At 65.5% G+C, this 19,604-nt stretch carries 14 protein-coding genes; 9 read left to right on the top strand and 5 right to left on the bottom strand.

Annotated elements, in window-relative coordinates; all coding sequences use genetic code 11:
* Window positions 1–80 precede the first annotated feature (80 nt).
* A complete protein-coding gene (locus PGC08_RS18495) occupies window positions 81–1,727 on the top strand; it encodes a long-chain-fatty-acid--CoA ligase (protein ID WP_271709120.1) in 1,647 nt (548 codons plus the stop codon).
* Window positions 1,728–1,740: 13 nt separating this feature from the next.
* Here the strand turns inward: PGC08_RS18495 and PGC08_RS18490 are convergent, their stop codons facing one another.
* From PGC08_RS18490 to PGC08_RS18480, 3 genes are read right to left on the bottom strand one after another with little or no spacing between them, the layout of a single operon-like run.
* Complete coding sequence (locus PGC08_RS18490) at window positions 1,741–3,948, bottom strand: heavy metal translocating P-type ATPase (protein WP_096177960.1); 2,208 nt, start codon at window positions 3,946–3,948, stop codon at window positions 1,741–1,743.
* Window positions 3,948–4,160 carry a heavy-metal-associated domain-containing protein gene (locus PGC08_RS18485; RefSeq protein WP_009882214.1) on the bottom strand — a complete coding sequence of 71 codons (213 nt, stop codon included), beginning with the start codon at window positions 4,158–4,160 and terminating at the stop codon, window positions 3,948–3,950. Before PGC08_RS18485 ends, PGC08_RS18490 begins: the two co-directional genes overlap by 1 nt.
* Before the next feature lie 17 nt (window positions 4,161–4,177).
* Window positions 4,178–4,471 (bottom strand): metal-sensitive transcriptional regulator, encoded by a 294-nt coding sequence (locus PGC08_RS18480; protein ID WP_009882215.1) that lies wholly within the window; start codon window positions 4,469–4,471, stop codon window positions 4,178–4,180.
* Window positions 4,472–4,563: 92 nt separating this feature from the next.
* Between PGC08_RS18480 and PGC08_RS18475 the strand changes: the two genes are divergently transcribed.
* The 5 genes from PGC08_RS18475 (at window position 4,564) to PGC08_RS18455 (ending at window position 12,848) form a co-directional block, all read left to right on the top strand.
* Entirely contained in the window at window positions 4,564–6,360 is a 1,797-nt protein-coding gene (locus PGC08_RS18475; protein ID WP_069601097.1) for an MOSC domain-containing protein, read from the top strand.
* A gap of 100 nt (window positions 6,361–6,460) precedes the next feature.
* Entirely contained in the window at window positions 6,461–8,467 is a 2,007-nt protein-coding gene (locus PGC08_RS18470; protein WP_271709119.1) for a sensor histidine kinase, read from the top strand.
* A 148-nt stretch (window positions 8,468–8,615) separates the two neighbouring features.
* Window positions 8,616–9,833 (top strand): acetyl-CoA C-acetyltransferase, encoded by a 1,218-nt coding sequence (locus PGC08_RS18465; RefSeq protein WP_069601095.1) that lies wholly within the window; start codon window positions 8,616–8,618, stop codon window positions 9,831–9,833.
* Between the two features lie 207 nt (window positions 9,834–10,040).
* Window positions 10,041–10,775: a response regulator gene (locus PGC08_RS18460; protein ID WP_029416719.1), complete on the top strand. Its 735-nt coding sequence runs from the start codon at window positions 10,041–10,043 to the stop codon at window positions 10,773–10,775.
* Between the two features lie 153 nt (window positions 10,776–10,928).
* The gene (locus PGC08_RS18455) at window positions 10,929–12,848 is read left to right on the top strand and encodes a penicillin-binding transpeptidase domain-containing protein (protein ID WP_271709118.1); all 1,920 of its coding nucleotides are present in this window, start codon (window positions 10,929–10,931) and stop codon (window positions 12,846–12,848) included.
* Window positions 12,849–12,884: 36 nt separating this feature from the next.
* Here PGC08_RS18455 and PGC08_RS18450 read toward each other — a convergent pair whose 3' ends face one another.
* Complete coding sequence (locus PGC08_RS18450; RefSeq protein ID WP_271709117.1) at window positions 12,885–14,477, bottom strand: succinic semialdehyde dehydrogenase; 1,593 nt, start codon at window positions 14,475–14,477, stop codon at window positions 12,885–12,887.
* 69 nt (window positions 14,478–14,546) lie between these two features.
* On the opposite strand from PGC08_RS18450, the gene PGC08_RS18445 reads away from it, so the two are divergent.
* The 3 genes from PGC08_RS18445 (at window position 14,547) to PGC08_RS18435 (ending at window position 18,669) form a co-directional block, all read left to right on the top strand.
* Window positions 14,547–15,752, top strand: a complete 1,206-nt coding sequence (locus tag PGC08_RS18445; protein WP_271709116.1) for an amino acid deaminase/aldolase — start codon at window positions 14,547–14,549, stop codon at window positions 15,750–15,752.
* Window positions 15,716–17,116: a D-arabinono-1,4-lactone oxidase gene (locus tag PGC08_RS18440; RefSeq protein ID WP_271709115.1), complete on the top strand. Its 1,401-nt coding sequence runs from the start codon at window positions 15,716–15,718 to the stop codon at window positions 17,114–17,116. The genes PGC08_RS18445 and PGC08_RS18440 overlap by 37 nt, the downstream gene beginning before the upstream one ends.
* 155 nt (window positions 17,117–17,271) lie before the next feature.
* The gene (locus tag PGC08_RS18435; protein WP_096158899.1) at window positions 17,272–18,669 is read left to right on the top strand and encodes an MFS transporter; all 1,398 of its coding nucleotides are present in this window, start codon (window positions 17,272–17,274) and stop codon (window positions 18,667–18,669) included.
* A 2-nt stretch (window positions 18,670–18,671) separates the two neighbouring features.
* Here PGC08_RS18435 and PGC08_RS18430 read toward each other — a convergent pair whose 3' ends face one another.
* Window positions 18,672–19,604 carry an alpha/beta hydrolase family protein gene (locus tag PGC08_RS18430; RefSeq protein WP_271709114.1) on the bottom strand — a complete coding sequence of 311 codons (933 nt, stop codon included), beginning with the start codon at window positions 19,602–19,604 and terminating at the stop codon, window positions 18,672–18,674.

The following is a 19,604-nucleotide window of genomic DNA, read 5'->3' as shown; positions in this document are numbered from 1 at the left end:
CCGGGTCAGCAGACATGACCCCTGCCAGCAGACATGACCCCTGTCGGCTGGGGCCCACCTCGGTGACGTAGGCTTTTTCCATGGAGACCTGGAACACAGAATTGACGCCGTTGTCCTTCCTGCGCCGCTCTGCCGACGTCTTTCCCGACAAGCGCGCCGTGGTCTACAACGACCAGGAGATGACCTACCGCGAATTCGCCGCGGCCGTGGAGACCCGGGCGCATGCTCTGCGCGCAACGGGCATCGAGCCCGGCGACCGAGTCGCCTACCTCATGCCCAACCTTCCAGAGGCACTCATCGCCGAATTCGCCGTGCCGCTGGCCGGTGCCGTGCTGGTGCCGATCAACACCCGGCTGGCCCCCGAGGAGGTCCGCTACATCTGCAACCACAGCCAGGCGAAGCTGCTGGTCGTGGACACGCAGCTGTGGCCCAGCGTCGCCCCCGTCATCGACGGCCTCGACACGGTCGAGCGCATCGTCGACGTCGAGGACACGACGATCGATTCCTCCGCCGAGGCGGTCCGCCCGGATTCGTCCTCGCCCGTCGTAACCGGCCTGGACGAGTTCCTGTCCGGCGCCGAAGCTGACACCGAGGCACTCAGTTGGAGCGTCGAGGACGAGCGCGCGACGCTGTCGATCAACTACACCTCCGGCACGACAGGACGACCCAAGGGCGTGATGTACACGCACCGGGGCGCCTATCTCAACGCTCTCGGCGAGATCATCCACTCCGAACACGACGAGAAGAGCGTGTACCTGTGGACGCTGCCCATGTTCCACTGCAACGGCTGGTGCACGGGCTGGGCGCTGACCGCAGCCGGCGGGACCCAGGTGTGCCTGCGCGAGGTGCGGGCAGACGTGATCTGGGATCTCATCGATCGTCACACGGTCACCCACCTCAACGGTGCCCCGACCGTGATGAGCACGGTCATCAACGCCGAGCAGGCGCATTCCCTCGACCGGGCGGTGACCGCCACGATGGCCGGTGCCGCACCCAGTCCCACCCTCATCTGGGAGATGGAGGCCCTGAACTTCCAGATCGTGCACGTCTACGGACTCACCGAGTCCTACGGTCCCTACACGGTGTGCGAGTGGCAGGATTCGTGGGATTCCCTTGATGACAAGTCCCGAGCCAGGCTGCGGGCGCGGCAGGGAGTCGGCATGGTCCAGGCCGATCAGGCCCGCATCGTCGCTCTCGAATCGGGTGACGAACTCATCGACGTGCCCGCCGACGGACAGACGATCGGCGAGATCGTCATGCGCGGCAACAACGTGATGAAGGGCTACTTCCGCGACGAGGACGCCACCGCGAAGGCCTTCCAAGGCGGCTGGTTCCACTCCGGTGATCTCGGCGTGATGCACGAGGACGGCTACATCGAACTGCGCGACCGCTCGAAGGACATCATCGTCTCCGGCGGCGAGAACATCTCCACCGTCGAGATCGAACAGGCGATCTCCTCACACCCGGCAGTCCTCGAAGTCGCCGTCATCGGTGTCCCTGACGACAAATGGGGCGAACGACCGAAGGCCTTCATCATCGTGCGTGAAGGCTCAGCGGTCACCGAAGCCGAAGTCATCGACCATGTGCGCACGCAGATCGCGAAGTACAAGGCCCCACGCGAGGTCGAGATCGTCGAGGCTCTGCCCAAGACCTCGACCGGCAAGATCCAGAAGTTCGAACTCCGCAACCAGGAATGGGGCGACCGTCAGACCCGCATCCAGGGCTGACAGGTGACGCGTCCTACCTGAACCGCAGCAATCGCAGGCTGTTGAGGACGACGAACACCGAGGAGAACGCCATCGCGGCTCCGGCGATCATCGGGCTGAGCAGTCCGAACGCGGCGATCGGAACGGCAGCCGTGTTGTAGGCGAAGGCCCAGAACAGGTTGCCCTTGATCAGGCCCAGGGTCTTCCGCGACAGGCGAATCGCCTGCGGGATCTGCCGGGGATCCGAGCGCACCATGGTGATGTCCGATGCGGCCATCGCCGCATCGGTGCCCGAACCCATCGCGATACCAAGATCGGCACCGGCCAGAGCCGCGGCGTCGTTGATGCCGTCGCCGACCATCGCCACCGCCTGCCCCCGAGCCTGCAGCTCATTGACCACGGCGATCTTGCCCTCGGGACGGACATCGGCGCGGATCTCGGTGATGGCGAGCTTGCCCGCGACCACCTCGGCGGCTTGGGCATTGTCCCCGGTCAGCAAGACGGTGTCGATGCCAAGCGAATGCAGCTCGGCGATCGCCTCGGCGGCTCCGGTTTTGATCTCATCGGAGACGAAGGTCAGGCCGCGGAACTGCGAGTCGATGGCCAGAGCGACGATCGTGGCACCGGTGGGCACAGAATCGGAGGTGTATGTCACGTCGATTCCGCGCTCTCGGAGCAGATCGGGCCGACCAGCGAGCACCTCGGCACCGTCGATCGTGGCCTGCAGTCCGCCGCCGGGGATGTTCTCGAAATCATCCACCGCCGAGGCGGCAGTTCGTCCCAGCCCGGCGTTCGCCTGCTTAGCCGGCTGAGACTCAGCCCTCGTGTCAGCGGCCTCGACGATCGCGCGGGCCACCGGGTGCTCACTCTGTGATTCCAGGCGAGCCAGGACCGCGAAGTCGGTGTCGCTCAGTTGCGTGTCCAGCAGGGTCATGACGCCGGTGGTCAGGGTGCCCGTCTTGTCGAGCACGACGGTGTCGATCGACCGCGTCGACTCGAGAGCCTCGGGCCCGGAGACGAGGATGCCCAACTGCGAACCGCGTCCGGAGGAGACGGCCAGGGCCGTCGGAGTGGCCAGACCCAGTGCACAGGGGCAGGCGATGATGAGGACGGTGAGGGCCGCGTGCAGCCCCATCGCCCAGTCGCCGGTGATCAGCCCCCAGGCCAGAAGCGTGAGAGCACTGATCGCGAAGACGATCGGCACGAACACGGCAGAGATCCGATCGGCCAGGCGCTGCACGGCGGGTTTGCCCGTCTGTGCCCGGCTGACCAGGTCGGCCATGGCCGCCAGGGTCGTATCGGATCCGACGCGGGTGGCTCTGACCTCGAGCACGCCGGAGGTGTTGATGGTGGCGCCGGTGACGGCGTCGCCGAGGTCGACCTCCACGGGCACAGATTCGCCGGTGAGCATGGCCTCGTCGATCGCGGAATGCCCCGCGATCACCTCGCCGTCGGTGGCAATCTTCTCGCCCGGACGGACGATGAAGACATCGCCGACGACGAGTTCGTCGATCGGGACCTGGACCTCAGCTCGGGTGTCTCCCGTGCCTTCACGCAGCACGTTCGCCGACCGTGCACCCAGGCCCAGCAGCGCCTTGAGTGCTGCGGTGGCCCGACTCTTCGCCCGATCCTCGGTGAGCTTGCCGATGAGCAGGAACACCGTGATCGCGGCCGCGGCCTCGAACCAGACATGATAAGTCGCGGGGATCTGCCAGCCGTAGCCGTCGGCGACGGCCCGGCCCAAGGTGATGTAGGAATAGGCGCTGGCGACGATGATCCCGACGCTGACCAGGGTGTCCATGGTCGTCGACCGTCCGCGGGCAGCCTTGAATGCGGCCGAGTGGAACGGCCAGGCGCCCCAGGTCACGACCGGCAGGGCGAGAATCGCGACGATCCACTCCCAGCCGGGGAAGTGCCAGCTCATGACCATGGAGATGGCCACGATCGGCACCGCCAGAATCAGCGAACCGATGAAGCGGGGCCGCAGATGGCGAGGATCGTAGTCGACGATCTCCGGTCCGCTCGCCGAGGTGGTCTTGACGGTGGCGCCATAGCCGGCCTTTTCGACGGCGGCAGTGAGGTCGGCGTCGCTGAGCTCGGATTCGACGATGACGTGGGCGGAATTCAGCGGCAGGTTGACCTCGGCGCTGACCCCGTCGAGGCGGGTGAGCTTCTTCTCGATACGAGCCGAACAGGACGCGCAAGTCATTCCCGTGATGTCGAGATCGACCTCGCGCGACATCACTTCACCTCGTAGCCGGCCTCATCGACGGCGGCGCTGATCGCGGCCTCGTCGAGATCCTTCTCGGAGGTGATGGTCACGGGGGAGTCCCCGCCGGCATTGAGCTCAACGGCGACATCGGTGACTCCGGGCAGTGCTCCGAGCTCTTCCTTGACGGCTGCCTCGCAGTGGCCGCAGGTCATTCCGTTGACGTTGATGGTGGTGGTCGTCATGATGTGTCTCCTGACATTCAGCTCTTGATGAGTCGGGCAATAGCGGCTGAAGCCTCTTCGATCTTCTTGCGGGCGGCGTCGTCATCCCCTGAGGATGCGGCGTCGACCACGCAATGAGCGATGTGCTCTTCTAAGAGGTTGATGGAGACCGCGTGCAGCGCGGCCGTTGCGGCGGAGACCTGGGTCAGGATGTCGATGCAGTACTTGTCGTCATCGATCATCTTGCCGATCCCACGGACCTGACCTTCGATCCGTTTCATCCGCTTCGCAAGGGCGTCCTTCTGCGGGGTATATCCATGGTGCTCAGTCATGACGATACTCTATACCCCCTTAGGGTATAGGTCAATTGTGCAATTGGTCTCACCGTGGGTACCGGGCGTCGTCAAGCTCCTACAATCGAATCATGCGCGTTGCCAGACTGTTCCGATTCCCCGTCAAGGGGTTCCCTGCCGAAGAGATCCCGGAGGCGGATGTGCGCACCGGCCGAGGCATCCGCGGTGACCGCGTCGCCGCGTTCACCAACGGCAGTCTCGACATCCCCGATGACAGCTGGCACCGATACTCCGCGTTCACGGTGCTCAAGAACGACACTGACCTGCAGAAGTGGCAAGTGGCACTCGACCTCGCCGAGGCGGCTGATTCCTCCCAGCCGGCCGTGGCCGATCCCTCGGCGACGGTGACCTTGACGTCTCCGCAGAACGAGACCACGACGTTTCGCACGGATGACCGGGACACACGGGCCACCTCGGCGGACTTCCTCTCTGCACGCATACCCCCTCAGGGTGACTTCCCGCGCGCACTGAGCGTCGCGGATCAGGGCATGTTCGACTCTCAGGCCGCAGGTGTCTCGATCATCAACCCGGCCACGGTCGCAGCGATCTCCCAGACCGCCGACGGACAGGCGGCACTGGCGCCGGGCGAGACCGAACTCGACCCGCTGCGCTTCCGCGGAAACGTCCTCGTCGACGGACTCGCCCCCTTCGAGGAATTCGGACTCATCGGCAAGATCGTCCGCCTCGGCGGAGTGCGTCTGGCCATCACCCAGGCGATCGAACGCTGCCCGGCGACCACGGTCAACCCGGCCACCACAGCCGTCGACGTCAACGTCCCCCGGGTTCTGGCCTCGGCGTGTGGGCACCTGCACTGCGGCGTCTACGGTCGGATCCTGGAATCCGGCCTGGTCAGCACCGGAGATGAGATCGAGATCGAAGGCGATGCCCCACGAGAGCTCGTCAAAACCGCACGGACCCCGCGCTTCATGACCGTGCTGGGCAGCCAGCAGATCTGCAACGACATCGTCGAAGTCTCCCTGCGCGATGACCAGGGCTGGATCCGCGAATTCGACGAACCCGGCACCAACCTGCGCGTCCACCTCGACCTCGGCGAGCCCTTCTGGCGGACCTATACGATCACGGATGTCTCCGATGACATCGTGTCGATCGCGGTGCGCACCCAGGGCAAGGGCTCCCGGGCGGTCGCAGAGCTTGCGGCCGGGCAGTCCGTCCTCGCCTCCGGGCCGCACGGCACCATGACCGCGAACCGTGTCTTCGGAGGCACGACCGCGCTGGTCACCGCCGGCATCGGCATCACCCCGAGCCTCGGCCTCATGCGCGGAGCCGAACTGTCGGGAACCGAGAAGATCAAGCTCTTCCACGTCGACCGCGACCACCGGACGGCCTGCCTCTGGGATCGGCTGCAGAAGCGCGCCCACTCGCGACAGATTCCCGTCGAGACCCACCACCGCGACACCGCGAGCCAGGGCAGGCCCGGTCATGCCGATCTCGTCGACTGGCTCGCCGGATGCGACAACGTCATGGTCTGCGGGCCCGCAGACTTCACCCGTGCAGTGCTCGACGCCAGCGCCGAGGCCGGAGTCCCGGCCGTGCACCAGGAGATCTTCGCCTCCCCGAACACCGGCATGAGCGAGGCCATCGCCCAATGCTCGCCCGCCGAGGTGACTCTGGAGAATTCGGGCACCAGCTTCCTCTGGGAACCCCAGCAGGGGACACTGCTCGAAGCACTGGAGGCGCGCGGACTGCGCGCAGACAACTCCTGCCGAGGCGGTTCCTGCGGCACCTGTGCTGTGTCCTTGGCCGCCGGGTCGGTCATCTACCCGGTCGAACCCGCGGCGCGGATCGCCGCCGATGAGGTGCTCGTGTGCTCCGCCGTGCCCTCCGGGCCCATCAGCCTCGGAATCTGAGTCCCCGGGCTCTGGTCGTTGCGAACGTGACCGTCGCGACCCTGATCCTCGCGATTCCGGCTGACCCGGGGATTGGGGCAGTGGGTGGCAGAATGGACCCATGCCCAAGGATCAGCGTGCCGTGAAGTCAGGAGGACTGACTGGACCAGTGGCACGTGTGAGCAGGCGTCTGAAGTTCGGCGTTGCCGGGCGCATCATGTTCGCGAACTCGATCATGCTCGTGGGCATCATGGTGCTGACGACGAGCCTCCTCTACATCCAGCTTTCCCAGCTGAACCAGAAGCGCGAACAGGATCTGCTGGGCTCTGCGGCCGACAATATGTCGATGTCGCTGAGCCTGGTCGGGTCGGGTGAGGCCACCACGGATGACTTCATCGATGAGGGGTCTCAGGACGACGTCGAGACGATGCTCGAGAATGTGGTGAGCCAGTACGATTTCGATGTGGCCGCGGTTGTGCCCATCGACTACCTCGTCACCCCGCCGTCGTTGGGATCGTCGAATCGACAGGAGCGCATCGAGGCGAACATCGTGTCCTCGGCATCGGGAGATGTGCCCGATGACTCCGTCGATCAGCTCGCTGCGGCCGTCGACGGCTCGAAGGTCTCCGAGGGGGAGTCCGTGGTGCGCTTCCTCGAAGATGGTGGGCCCGGCGGCGGCACCATGTATGTCATCAGCCCAGTCTTCGCAAAGCACCTCGGCGTCGACGACACCGGACCCAACACCGTCGTCGGGGCCGTCGTCGTCGGCATCTCGGCCGATTCCGTGCGGGAAGGCTTCCTGGCTCAGAGCAATTGGCTCATCGGCATCGCCATCACCACTCTCATCCTGGGAATCGCCGCCTCCTGGGCGACCTCCCGTGGACTGCGCCGCGTCACCGGCGACTACGGCGCCAACGAGCTGCGCGGCATGCTCGAGTTCTACTCCTCGGTGCTCAAAGCCGTGTCGGAGGGGCTGCTGCTCCTCGACCGTTCGACGGGCATCGTCCTCATCAACGCCGAGGCCCGCGAGCTCCTGGGGCTGCCCGCAGCAGGCGAGGGGAAGGCGGGTGAGAAGATCGCTGACACCGACGATCCGGTCCGGGCGACCTCGCCGATCGGCGGCATCGCGCTGCGCAGCCTCAACCTGCCCGATGCCCTCAGGGATCTCCTCTCATCTGGCCGGTGGGCTCGCGACGAGATCCACTACACCGACGATCGGGTCCTCGTCGTCAACCAGCAGCCCACCGACGCCGCCAGCGACACCTGGGTTGTGACGATGCGCGACCACACCGAACTCGCCGAACTCTCCGGTGAACTCGTCTCTGTGCGATCGTTCTCCGATTCTCTGCGTGCACAGACCCACGAATATGCGAACCGACTCCACATGGTCGTCTCCCTGTTGGAGACCGGTCACGTCGACGAGGCGATCGAATTCGCCGCCAAGGACCTCGACGATCTCAACCGGGTCACCGGCGATGGTCAGATGAGCTTCGACCATCCTGTGCTCTCTGCACTCCTGCTCTCCAAGATCGCCCAGGCCGCCGAGGTGGGCATCGATATGACGGTCGATACAGCGGGACTCTCGGGCCGCCTCGGCGGGGATGACCGTGACCTCGCGACCATCCTCGGCAACCTCATCGACAACGCTTTCGACGCTCTGCGCAGGCAGGACGTTCTGCCCGAGGACAAGCGAGTGCATGTCCACCTGAGCGGAGCAGGCGGTGCCAGCGGGTTCACGATCGAGGTCAGCGACGATGGTCCGGGCATCGACGAAGAGTACGTCGACGCGATCTTCGAACGCGGCTGGTCGACGAAGCATGACGGCGTCGAGATCGACAAGGGACTCGGCCGCCAGGAATCCGGCACCCGCGGGGTCGGCTTGTCCTTGGTCGTCCAAGCCATCCGCCGTCTCGGCGGGGCCGTCGACGTCCAGGGCCGCGGTGAGGACTGCGACGAGTTCAAGGGCGCGGTGCTCACGGTATGGCTGCCCGACACCAGCGACATTGACCCCGGGGGACTCGGGCCAGCTTCCGGGAATCCCTCGACTGGGCCCTCGTCATCGAGCCAGCCGCCGTCCGGGAATCCGCCCACGGGCCCGATCCAGATCGTGCGCGACGACCGCAGCTGAGGTGCTCAGCGGGCGCCCGCCTGTGCTGTGCGACGTCCCAATGAATGAAACATTTCCGCGCCACCGTATGGATTCGGCTTAGGCTGAGCAGGAATGCCGGGCCGATGGCCATGTGCCATCGGCTGCCGCGAAATCGAGTGGAGGAACTATGGACCAGGACATCGTCGTTTGTGAACCGCTGCGCACCGCGATCGGAGGATTCGGAGGACAGTTCCGCGACATCCCCGCCCACGAGCTCTCCGCCACCGTCGTCCGCGAGCTCATCGCCAGGACCGGGCTCAATCCAGAACTCGTCGCCGACGTGATCATGGGTCAGGGTTACGCCACCTCGGAAGCTCCCTGCATCGGCCGAGTCACCGCCCTCGACGCGGGGCTGCCCGTGACCGTGCCCGGCAAGCAGGTCGACCGCCGCTGCGGTTCCGGACTGCAGGCAGTCATTGACGCCTCCATGGTCGTCGGCTCCGGCAACGGAGACTTCGTCATCGCCGGCGGCGTCGAATCGATGTCCCACGCACCCTTCTACAACGACACCATCCGCTGGGGTGTGCGCGGCGGCAATGCCGAATTCACCGATTCCCTGGGCCGTGGCCGCACCACTCCGGGCGGAAAGAACTACCCGGTTCCCGGCGGCATGCTCGAGACCGCAGAGAACCTGCGCCGCGAATATTCGATCGGCCGCGACGAGCAGGACGAACTCGCCTACAACTCACATCAGCGGGCAGCCGCAGCGGCCAAGGACGGACGCTTCGCCGAGGAGATCGTTCCCGTGACGATCCCCGCCACCCGCAAGGTCGCCGAACATCAGATCGACGCTGATGAGCACATTCGTCCAGACACCAGCATCGAGAAGCTCGCGAAGCTGCGCCCCATCCTGGGCAAGGACGATGACCAGGCGACGGTCACCGCAGGAAACGCCTCCGGACAGAACGACGGAGCGGCCGCGAGCATCGTCACCACCCGTGCGGCCGCCGAGGCACAGGGGCTCAAGCCGCTGGGCCGCCTGGTCAGCTGGGCCGTGGCCGGAGTGCCACCGAAGACCATGGGCATCGGCCCCGTGCCTGCCACCGCAAAGGCCCTCGAGAAGGCCGGACTGAGCTTGGCCGACATCGACCTCATCGAACTCAACGAGGCCTTCGCCGCCCAGGCACTGTCCGTGACCCGCGAATGGGGCTTCGGCAAGGACGACTTCGACCGTCTCAACGTCAACGGCTCCGGAATCTCCCTGGGCCACCCCGTCGGCGCGACCGGCGGTCGGATCCTGGCGACGATGCTGCGCGAGATGGAGCGCCGCGACGCACGCTACGGACTTGAGACCATGTGCATCGGCGGCGGCCAGGGCATCGCCGCGATCTTCGAACGCGCCTGAGGTCTGCACCTCTGATAGTCGGTGTCTGAGGCCGACGCCACTGATAGTCGGTGCCTCCGGGTCGAAATCCGCGCGATTTTCGACCCTGAGGCACCGACTATCGTGCATCTGGCAGCTCACGACGCGTTCCAGTCCTGTGTCACGGATGTGCCCAGGCTGTAACACGATCCACCGCGACCCCGCAACGGTGTTGGTTAGACTGGCGGCATGTCAGATACAACTACGCCTGAGTCGAGCATCGGTGTGCTCGTGGTTGAGGACGAGGCGGTCGCCGCCCGGGCCCACGCGAAGTACATCGATCGCATCGACGGCTATCACCTTGCCGGTGTAGCGAAGAACGCCACTCAGGCGATGGCGGCTCTGACCGGAAAGATCTACGGTCTCGACGCGGACTGCATCAACCTCGTCCTCCTCGACATGAACCTTCCCGACGGACACGGTCTGCAGGTCTGCCGGGCCATCCGCGGCCACCGCGTCGATGTCGACATCATCGCCGTCACCGCCGCCCGCGACATGCAGATCGTCCAGGAGGCGCTGTCCTACGGCGTCGCCCAGTACATCATCAAGCCGTTCACCTTCCCGGTCTTCAAGTCCAAGCTCGAGGCCTACTCCTCCTACCGCAACAGCCTCGGCGGAGACAGCACCGAGGGTGAGGTCACCCAGACCGACGTCGACACAGCGATCGCCGCACTGCGCACCCACACAGTGACCGCGACCGCTAAAGGCGTCCCCGACGCCGTGCAGGCAGAGGTGAAGTCGGTCCTCGGCGACAAGCCCGGCCAGTCCGCCGCCGAGGTGGCCGAAGGTCTCGGTGTCTCCCGAGTGACCGCACGCCGGTACTTGGAAGCCATGGCCGATGCGGGCATGCTCAACCGCCGACCCCGATATGGAGCCGCAGGCAGGCCCGTTCTCGAATACACCGTCGTCGCCGACGACGCCTGAACCACCCCCTCGATACCCGGGCCCCATCCCCACTGAGCCCGGCAGCACCGGTCAGCCCCCACCAGCACCGGCCCCATCCCCACAGGGCTCAACCAGCCGCCCAACAGCATGCGGCAAGTGGACTTCCCGGCCGAGCCCATTGATGATTGATCTATGACAAAGAAGTCCACAATGTGGTTGGCCATCGCCCTCGTCGTCGCGCTGCTGGTCGCTGCCGGTGTCTTCGCCTTGTTCACACTGCCGCTGAGGGCAGAGACAGCTGCAGAAGACGCCGCCGCCGACCTGAACAGCGGAACCATCGAATCCAGTGTCTGGTCGGATCAGACGACGGCGACGAAGCTGCACGGTCTGATTCTGGGGACACTCGACCAGAGCATGAAGAATCGCTCGGTGGAGCTCAAGGGCACGAAGAAGCACGGTGATGACGTCGTCGCGACGCTGAAGTGGTCCTGGACGAACCAGGAAGGCGAACCCTGGGAGTACACCTCTGAGCTTCCCCTGCACAAGAAAGGTCTGCTCTGGTCGGCCGAGCTGACTCCCACGGTGCTGCATCCGAAATTGGACGACGGTCGCGTCCTCGTCTCGCAGACCACACCAGGGCAAAGAGGTGCAATCTTCGGCGAGGACGACGAAGAGCTGATGGCCGAAGGCCCCGTCGTCGACATCGGCATCCACCCGGCCAAACTCGAGAAAGCAGGGGATGGCGATGACACCCTGAGCACTCTCAAGGACGAACTCGACATCGATCTCACATCGTTGAAGGAGCGTGTGGAGAAGGCGGAGCCCGATCAGCTCGTTCCCGTCATCACGCTGCGTGAGAGTGACTACAAAAAGGTCAAGGACTCGATACACTCCCTGCCCGGCACCGTCTTCAACAGGCACACTCAGCCGCTGAGCCGGAAGAAGGGCTTTGCCGGTCCGACCCTGGGAACGGCCGGAGCCGCCAGCGCCGAGGAGGTCGAAGCTTCTGACGGAAAGCTCACCGGCGAGTCCGTTGTCGGAAAGAGCGGACTGCAGAAGGCCTATGAAAAGCAGCTGAGCGGACCAGGCAGCGAAGCGATCTACATCAGCGACGCCGAGGATGCCGAGACCAGCGACGAGGCCAAGTCCGCCGATCCCGTCCTCGTCCACGAATTCCCCGACCATGACGGTAAGAACATCACCACGACACTCAACGTCGACATGCAGGAGGCCGCAGACAAGGCGGCCGCAACAGGCAAGAAGCCGACAGCGCTGGTGGCGATCCGACCCAGCGACGGTCACATTCTTGCGGTGGCCAACCAGGACCCCGAGGGCGCTGCCTGGGACCGGGCACTGACCGGCCAGTACGCGCCCGGATCGGTATTCAAGGTTGCCTCCGGTCTGGCTCTGCTGGAGGCAGGAGTCACTGCGAAGACCACTCTCGACTGCCCGAAGACCACGACGGTCGATGGAAAGAGCTTCAAGAACGCCGAAGACCACGTCCTGGGCAAGGTGGCCTTCGAAGACAACTTCGCCGAATCCTGCAACACCGCCTTCGTCGATGCGGCACAGAAGGTCTCGGGATCAGAGGTCACGGATGCGGCGTCGAGCCTGGGCATGGACGACGTCGACCTGGGGCTTGGGTCGAAGATGGCGACCGTTCCCAGCGATGACGACGCGGTGACGCATGCGGCGCAGATGATCGGACAGGGCAAGGTCGTCTCCAGCCCGCTGGCGGTCGCGGCGATGGCCGCCTCCGTGGCCGATGGCGATACGGTCAATCCCCTGCTCGTGACCTCTGACAAGGGCAAGAACGACGACAAGGGTAAGGACAAGAGCACGATCGACGCCGACGCGGTCACGACGATGCAGAAGCTCATGCGCCGTGCCGTGACCGATGGCACCGCCAGCGCACTGCAGGATGTCCCCGGCGAACCGGTCCACGGCAAGACCGGCACCGCCGAATACGGTGACGAGACCCCGCCGCGCACCCACTCCTGGTTCGCCGGGTATCAGGGCGATGTGGCCGTGGCCGTTCTCGTCGAGGACGGAGGATTCGGCGCCGAGGCGGCTGTGCCGGTGGCGAAGAGATTCTTCGAATCGCTCAACTGAGGAACAACCTCACCTCGTCCGTGCTGAGGAACAGCTTCACTTCATCCGCAGGGCGCGCATGACCTCGAACGCGGTGGTCAGTGTGCGGGCGAACCGCGACTGATCGAGCGGTCCGAACGGAGCGATGGGAACCAGGTTCTGTTCGGCGATGTTGTGCGTGTGCATGAACTGGTGCAGACCCTCAACCCCATGCCGATGGCCCATACCTGAAGCTTTGACGCCGCCGGCCGGAGAGTCGATCGAACCCCAGGCGGCGACGTAGGCCTCATTGACATTGACCATCCCGGACTCGAGCTGCCTGGCAGTTTCGCGCCCGCGGGACTGGGAGTAGACGCTGGCGTTGAGACCGTATTCGGAGGCGTTGGCCCGCTTGATCGCCTCGGCGTCGCTGGCCACCGGGTACACGGCGACGACAGGGCCGAAGGTCTCCTCAGCGAACAGCTCGGCCTCCTCGGTGACATCGGTGAGCACGGTCGGCAGGTAGAAGTAGGGGCCAAGTTCCGGGACCGGGCTGCCACCCGCGATGACCTGAGCTCCGCTGGCTCGGGCCTGTTCGACGTGTTCGCTGACTCGGGCCAGCTGCTTCGGCCCGGCCAAGGAGCCCATTCCGGGCCCATAGGAGTAGTCGGGGCTGAGCTCGAGGTTCCGGGTCGCCTCGGCGAAATGGGCACAGAACTCGGGGTAGAGATCCTCGTGGACATAGATGCGCTCGATGGACAGGCACAGCTGACCGGCCGAGGAGAAGCACCCGCGGACGGCCCCGTCCACGGCCGAGGGAAGATCGGCATCGGAGAGGATGAGCATCGGGTTCTTTCCGCCGAGCTCAAGGGCGGTGGGAAGCAGACGCGAAGCAGCCTCGGCGGCAATGGAGCGACCTGCAGCGGTCGAGCCGGTGAAGGAGATCCCATCGGCACCGGACATCAGTGCCGGGCCGACTTCGCTGCTGGGGCCGGGCACCAGCTGCCAGACTTCCGCGGGCAGGCCGCAGGCAATGGCCAGACGGCGCATGATGATGGCGGTCAGGGTTGTCTGGCTGTCGGGTTTGTGCACCACGGCGTTGCCGGCGACCAGGGCCGCGAGCAGGTCGGTTGCGCCCAAGGTCAGCGGATAGTTCCAGGGGGTGATGAACCCGACGACGCCCAATGGTGTGCGGGTGACCTCGGTACGAGTCAGGACGGGAACGGCACCGCGACGGCGTTCCGGGCGCAGTCGGGCGGGAGCGGTCACGCCGTAGTGGCGGCACACGTTGTAGGTGTCGAGGATCTCGTCATAGGCGTGGATGCGGGCTTTGCCGGTTTCGTACTGAATGATGTCGAGGAGGAGATCTTCGTGTCGGCGCAATGCAGAGTGCAGTCGCAGCAGCACTCGGGCGCGGTGTTCTGGGGATCGAGCGGCCCAGGCGTCAGCGGCGATGCGCGCGGTGGCATAGGCCTTCTCGATATCGGCCGGGGTGTTCTTGGCGAAGCGGGGAAGTTCGAGGGCGGTGAACGGGTCGGGGCTGACCATGCGATCACCGCTGCCCGAAGCCTCGGCGTAGGGGTTGGTGTCGAGGAATTCGCGGAGCCGATCGGTGACATGTGTGAGTTCGTCCGAGGGGGTGGTGGTGCTGGTGACGTCCGTGTGCATCATGCCTCCGTGTCGTCAGTGAATGGGTGGATTGCTGCCTATGGAACCGCTAACTTACGCTACAGTATCTTCATGGTCTCACGTGAACTGCGTCACGCCCTGCGTGGGGTCGATGCTCCTGTCGCGGTGATCGATCTGGAGGCGTTCGACGCGAACGTCACCGCCTTGGCCCAGCGCGCTCAAGGGCTGCCGATCCGCATCGCCACGAAGTCCCTGCGCACTCCCGCTGCGATCGAGCGTGCGCTCGCCCACCCCGGTTACTCGGGTGTCTTCGCCTTCTCGCTGCCGGAGGCGCTGATCCTCCATGCCCGCGGGGTCCGCGATATCCTCGTCGGCTATCCCACCGTTGACCGGGGCAGTCTCACCCAGATGTTCGCCGAGGCGGGGGCCACCGAGAACATCACCCTGATGATCGATTGCCCCACCCACCTCGACATCATCGACAGCGCCCGCCGCGATGCTGCGGCAGCCGGCGGTACGGCACAGACGGTGCGCGTGTGCATAGACATCGATGCCTCGTACCGCCTCGGCTCAGGGGTGCTGAGCAGTCGGATCCACATCGGGGCCAGGCGCTCTCCGATCCGCGATTCGGCCTCCGCCGTCGACCTCGCCGAACATGTCATCGCCCGCCCGGAGACCAACCTCGTCGGGCTGATGTCCTATGAGGGCCAGGTCGCCGGCACGGCCGATGCCGGTTCAACGGCCAAACAGGCCATGGTGCGTATCATGCAGAAGCGTTCGATCGCCGAGCTGAAGGTGCGGCGCAGAAACGTCGTCGATGCGGTGCGTGAACTCACCGACCTCGAATTCGTCAACGGCGGCGGCACCGGATCCTTCGAATCCAGCGTGGCCGAGGGCACGCTGACGGAACTGGCCGCCGGCTCCGGACTCTTCTCCCCGGGACTCTTCGACGGCTACACCCACTTCCGACACGAGCCGGCCGCCTACTTCGCCACCCCCGTGGTGCGCCGACCAGGGCCCGGCTGGGTCACGGTCTTCAAAGGCGGTTTCATCGCCTCCGGCGTGCCCGGGGCCGACCGTGTCCCGACGATCGCCTGGCCCCCGGGACTCGACTACGCGGGCCTCGAGGGCGCGGGTGAAGTCCAGACCCCGCTGACCGGTCCCGGCACCGAAGACCTGCGCATCGGCGACCTCGTCTGGTTCAGACATGCCAAGGCCGGTGAGCTCGCCGAGCACTTCAATGAGTTCCTCGTCGTCGCAGGAACCCAGATCATCGACTCGTGGTCGACCTATCGTGGACAGGGGTGGGTGCTGTGACCCGCAGCGGCAGACCGACTCAGCGACAGCTCTTCCGGAACTGGTCCGGCCACGTCCACTCCTATCCGCACACCTTCCTCAGACCCACCTCGGCGGGGGAACTGGGCGATATCCTACGGTCCGCGGCCGACGCCGGCCAACGGGTCCGACCCGTTGGTGCGGGGCACTCGTTCACCCCCGTGGCAGCGGGCGATGACGTCATGATCAGCCTCGACCACCTCAGCGGAATCATCGCCGTCGACGAGGAGTCCGGGCGGGTGCGCTTCCACGCGGGCACCCGGCTGCGCGACATCCCGGCTCTGCTCGCGCCCTTCGGGCTGGCCCTGGCCAATCAGGGCGACGTCAATCCGCAGGCGCTCGCCGGGGCGATCTCGACGAGCACCCACGGGACCGGGCTCGGGTTCACCGGGTTCGCGGGAACCGTCACCGGTCTCTTGCTCATGGCTGCTGACGGCACCGTGACCGACCTGTCGCCCACGACCCACCCGGAGATCTTCGACCTGGCCCGCGTCAGCCTCGGCGTGCTGGGCATCGTCACGGAGATCGAGCTGCAGTGCGTGCCGGCCTTCGACCTCATCGCCGAGGAGATCGTCAGTGATGTCGACGAGCTGCTGGCCGACCTCGAACCACGGATGCGCGCGGCCGACCATTTCGAGTTCTACTGGTTCCCGCACACCGACACCGCGCTGACCAAGACGAACACCCGTGTCGGGCTCGGTGAGATCGGCCCCGGCCACCTCGCCGAGGCGGGGGTGCGCAACCGTTTCCTCAACCTCTTCGATAAGGAAGTCATCGAGAACGGCGCCCTGCGCCTGGCCGTCGAGCTCGGATCGGCGGTGCCCAGCCTCGTCCCACGCATCAATCGGATCGCCGAATCCGCCGTCTCGGACAGAATCTACCGAGCGCCGGGACACGACGTGTTCGTGACGCCTCGGCGGGTGCGGTTCAACGAGATGGAGTACGCGCTTCCCTTCGAAGCCGGCGCCGAGGCGATCCGTGAGATCCGGCGCACGATCGAGTCGAGAGGATGGTCGATCTCCTTCCCGATCGAAGTCAGATCTGCCGCCGCCGATGATGTTCCGCTCTCGACCGCCTTCGGCCGCGAGACGATGTACATCGCCGTGCACCGGTTCGTGAAGGACGACTTCGCCGAGTACTTCCGTGTCGTCGAACAGATCTGCCGACGTCACGGGGGCCGTCCGCACTGGGGCAAGATCCACACTCTGGGCGCCGAAGATCTGCGCGAGCTCTATCCGCGTTTCGAGGACTTCTGTGCGCTGAGACAGAAGCTGGACCCGAACGCGATGTTCGGAAACCGATTCACCGACTCCCTGTTCGGGCTCAGGTCGGTGGGGCTCAGTTAGTTCGGACTCGGTTCGCGCGCGGGCTGAGAGTTCCCTGCTGACCTGCACACAGGTTCCCACCAGCAGTAAGGTGGTCAGGAAAGTCGCGATGAGCAGCTTTGTCTGTGGTCGTTGGGAGAGATGGCCGCAGCATTCCCTAGGAAATGGACTCCTCGATGTCAGATTTCGAATCGCAGGCCCAGTCGGACCCAGCAGCCTCCAACAGCCCGGAGAAGGAGAAGGGACGCCGTCGATCGATGATGGTCGCGGCCTTCGGCACCATCGTCGAATGGTATGACTTCTCGATCTTCTTCTACGTCGCGACCATCCTGACCAAGGAATTCTTCGGCGATCGGCCCGACTCGCTCCTGCTCACCCTGGGCGTCGGAGCCGCCGGGTTCCTGTTCCGGCCACTGGGCGCCATGGTCTTCGGCCACCTCGGCGACAGGGTCGGACGCAAGTCCGCATTGGTCGTCTCCGCTGTGCTCATGGCCGTCGCGATGCTCGGAATCGCGATCATGCCCGGATACGACACGATCGGCATCTGGGCCGGCGTCGGCATGGTCTTCTTCCGCTGCCTGTCCGGGTTCTCCGTCGGGGCCGAGTACACCGGCATCATGGTCTTCCTGATGGAATCGGCCGGCAGCAAGCGCCGGGGGCTCGCTGCCAGCTGGGCGGCGGCCAACAGTGAGGTCGGAGCTCTCCTGGCAGTCGGGTCGGGGGCATTCTTGGCCAGCACACTCTCGGCCGAGGCGATGAGCACTTGGGGCTGGCGCGTCCTGTTCATCCTCGGTGCAGTGCTTGCCGCGCTGATGATCCCGCTGCGTCGCATGATGGAGGAGACCGACACCTTCAAGCGGTTGCAGGCCGCGGAGAAGACGAAGGAGGCGCAGGCTGCCAAGAGCGACAAGCCTGTGGTCTCACGCGGTCGCTCTCCGCTGCTCATCGCATTCCTCCAACAGCCCCGTGCGATCCTCGTGGCGTTCCTGATCTCTTCGATCGGATCGGTCAGCTACTTCCTCAACATCACCTATGTGCCGACCTATATCGAAGAGGTCTCGCAGGTGAAGAACTCCGGGTCACTGGCGCTGGGCACCATCGCAGCCGTCGTGGCGATCGTCATCACGCCGCTGTTCGGCATCGCCTCCGATCGTTTCGGCCGCAAGAAGACGCTGGCGGTGCTCATGGCCGTCTTCATCCTCACCACCATTCCCGCCTACGCGCTGTTGGCCGATGGGAACTCCGGAGTCGCGATCTTCGGCGTAGCCTTCCTCGCGGTGCCGGCCGCGGGATGGAGTGCTGTGGCAGCGGCCATGGTCCCCGAACAGTTCACCGGCACCAGCCGCTTCTCCGGAATGGCGATCGGCTACAACGTGGCCACGGTCCTCTTCGGTGGACTCTCCCCGCTGATTGCGACAGCACTGATGAGCTCGACCGGCCTCACCTTGGCCCCGGCGATCTATGCGACCGTCATCGTCGTCGTGGCTGGCGTTCCGACCCTGTTCCTGGCTCGCAATATGGCGGGCAGGCCCCTGGCAGAAGTGGACCGCGACAAGGATCTCGTCCCGGCCTGAGGTCAGCGACGGGGGAGTCGCCGCAGCAGCCAGGTGATGATCTCCGGCCAGGCCTTCTCGGCGACCCGGCGCCTGAACAGACCGTGATGCCCGATTCGGTCGACCTCGAGTTCCTCAGGGGTGATGGTGCGTCGCTGCACCTCGGCGAGGCGGACATGATCGACGAGTGCGTCGATCTGGAATGCTGAGGCCCAGTTGTCGTCGCTGGCACCGATCGCGAGCACAGGTGTGCGCAAGCGGGCCATCCGCGCGGTGGCGCCCAGGCTCGGATCGTCGAAGAAGTACTCGGACATCTGCACCCAGCGACCCCATTCGAGCATGGCCGCGGTCGGGATGTCCTCACCGAGACCGAGGCGTTTGCCGGGAGCGTAGCCGACGAGCGGACTGATCAGGGGGCCGAGCGCCCTGAGAATGAGGCCCACGCGCAGTCGTTCGCTGCGGGGATTGATGTCTTGCAGTGCCGCCAGTGCGGTGCCCACGGTGACGATGCCGTGCAGGCCCGCGTTGGCGTTGCCCAACAGCAGAGCATGGCCGCCGAGGCTGTGCCCGATTGCCAGCTTCGGCAGCTCCGGGTATTCCCGGTTGACCCAGTCTGCGACGGCATTCGCGTCCTCTTGCATCCAGTCACGCATCCGCAGCCTGGCGTGCTCGCTCGCCGGTCCCGAAGCGGCAACGCCGCGCACATCGTAGGTGAGCACCGCCAGCCCCTGATTGACGGCGTATTCGGCGAACTTCGTGTAGAAGCGAGCCGGAGTCGCCGTGGCGGGATGGACCGTGAGGAATCCGGTCGGGGTTTCTGGCGGCATCAGCACGGTGCCGACGACGTGACTGTGCCGCTCGGTATCGCCTGCCGCCTGGTCCCGGCTGCCGGTGGTTTCGCTGTGTGGGCCGCCGGTGACCGGAATGCGCACGGAACTCATCATTGTGCTCGTCAT

Origin of the sequence: Brevibacterium sp. BDJS002, assembly GCF_028201555.1 — a bacterium.
GTDB lineage: Bacteria > Actinomycetota > Actinomycetes > Actinomycetales > Brevibacteriaceae > Brevibacterium > Brevibacterium aurantiacum.
This window is presented reverse-complemented; position numbering and strand designations above follow the sequence as displayed.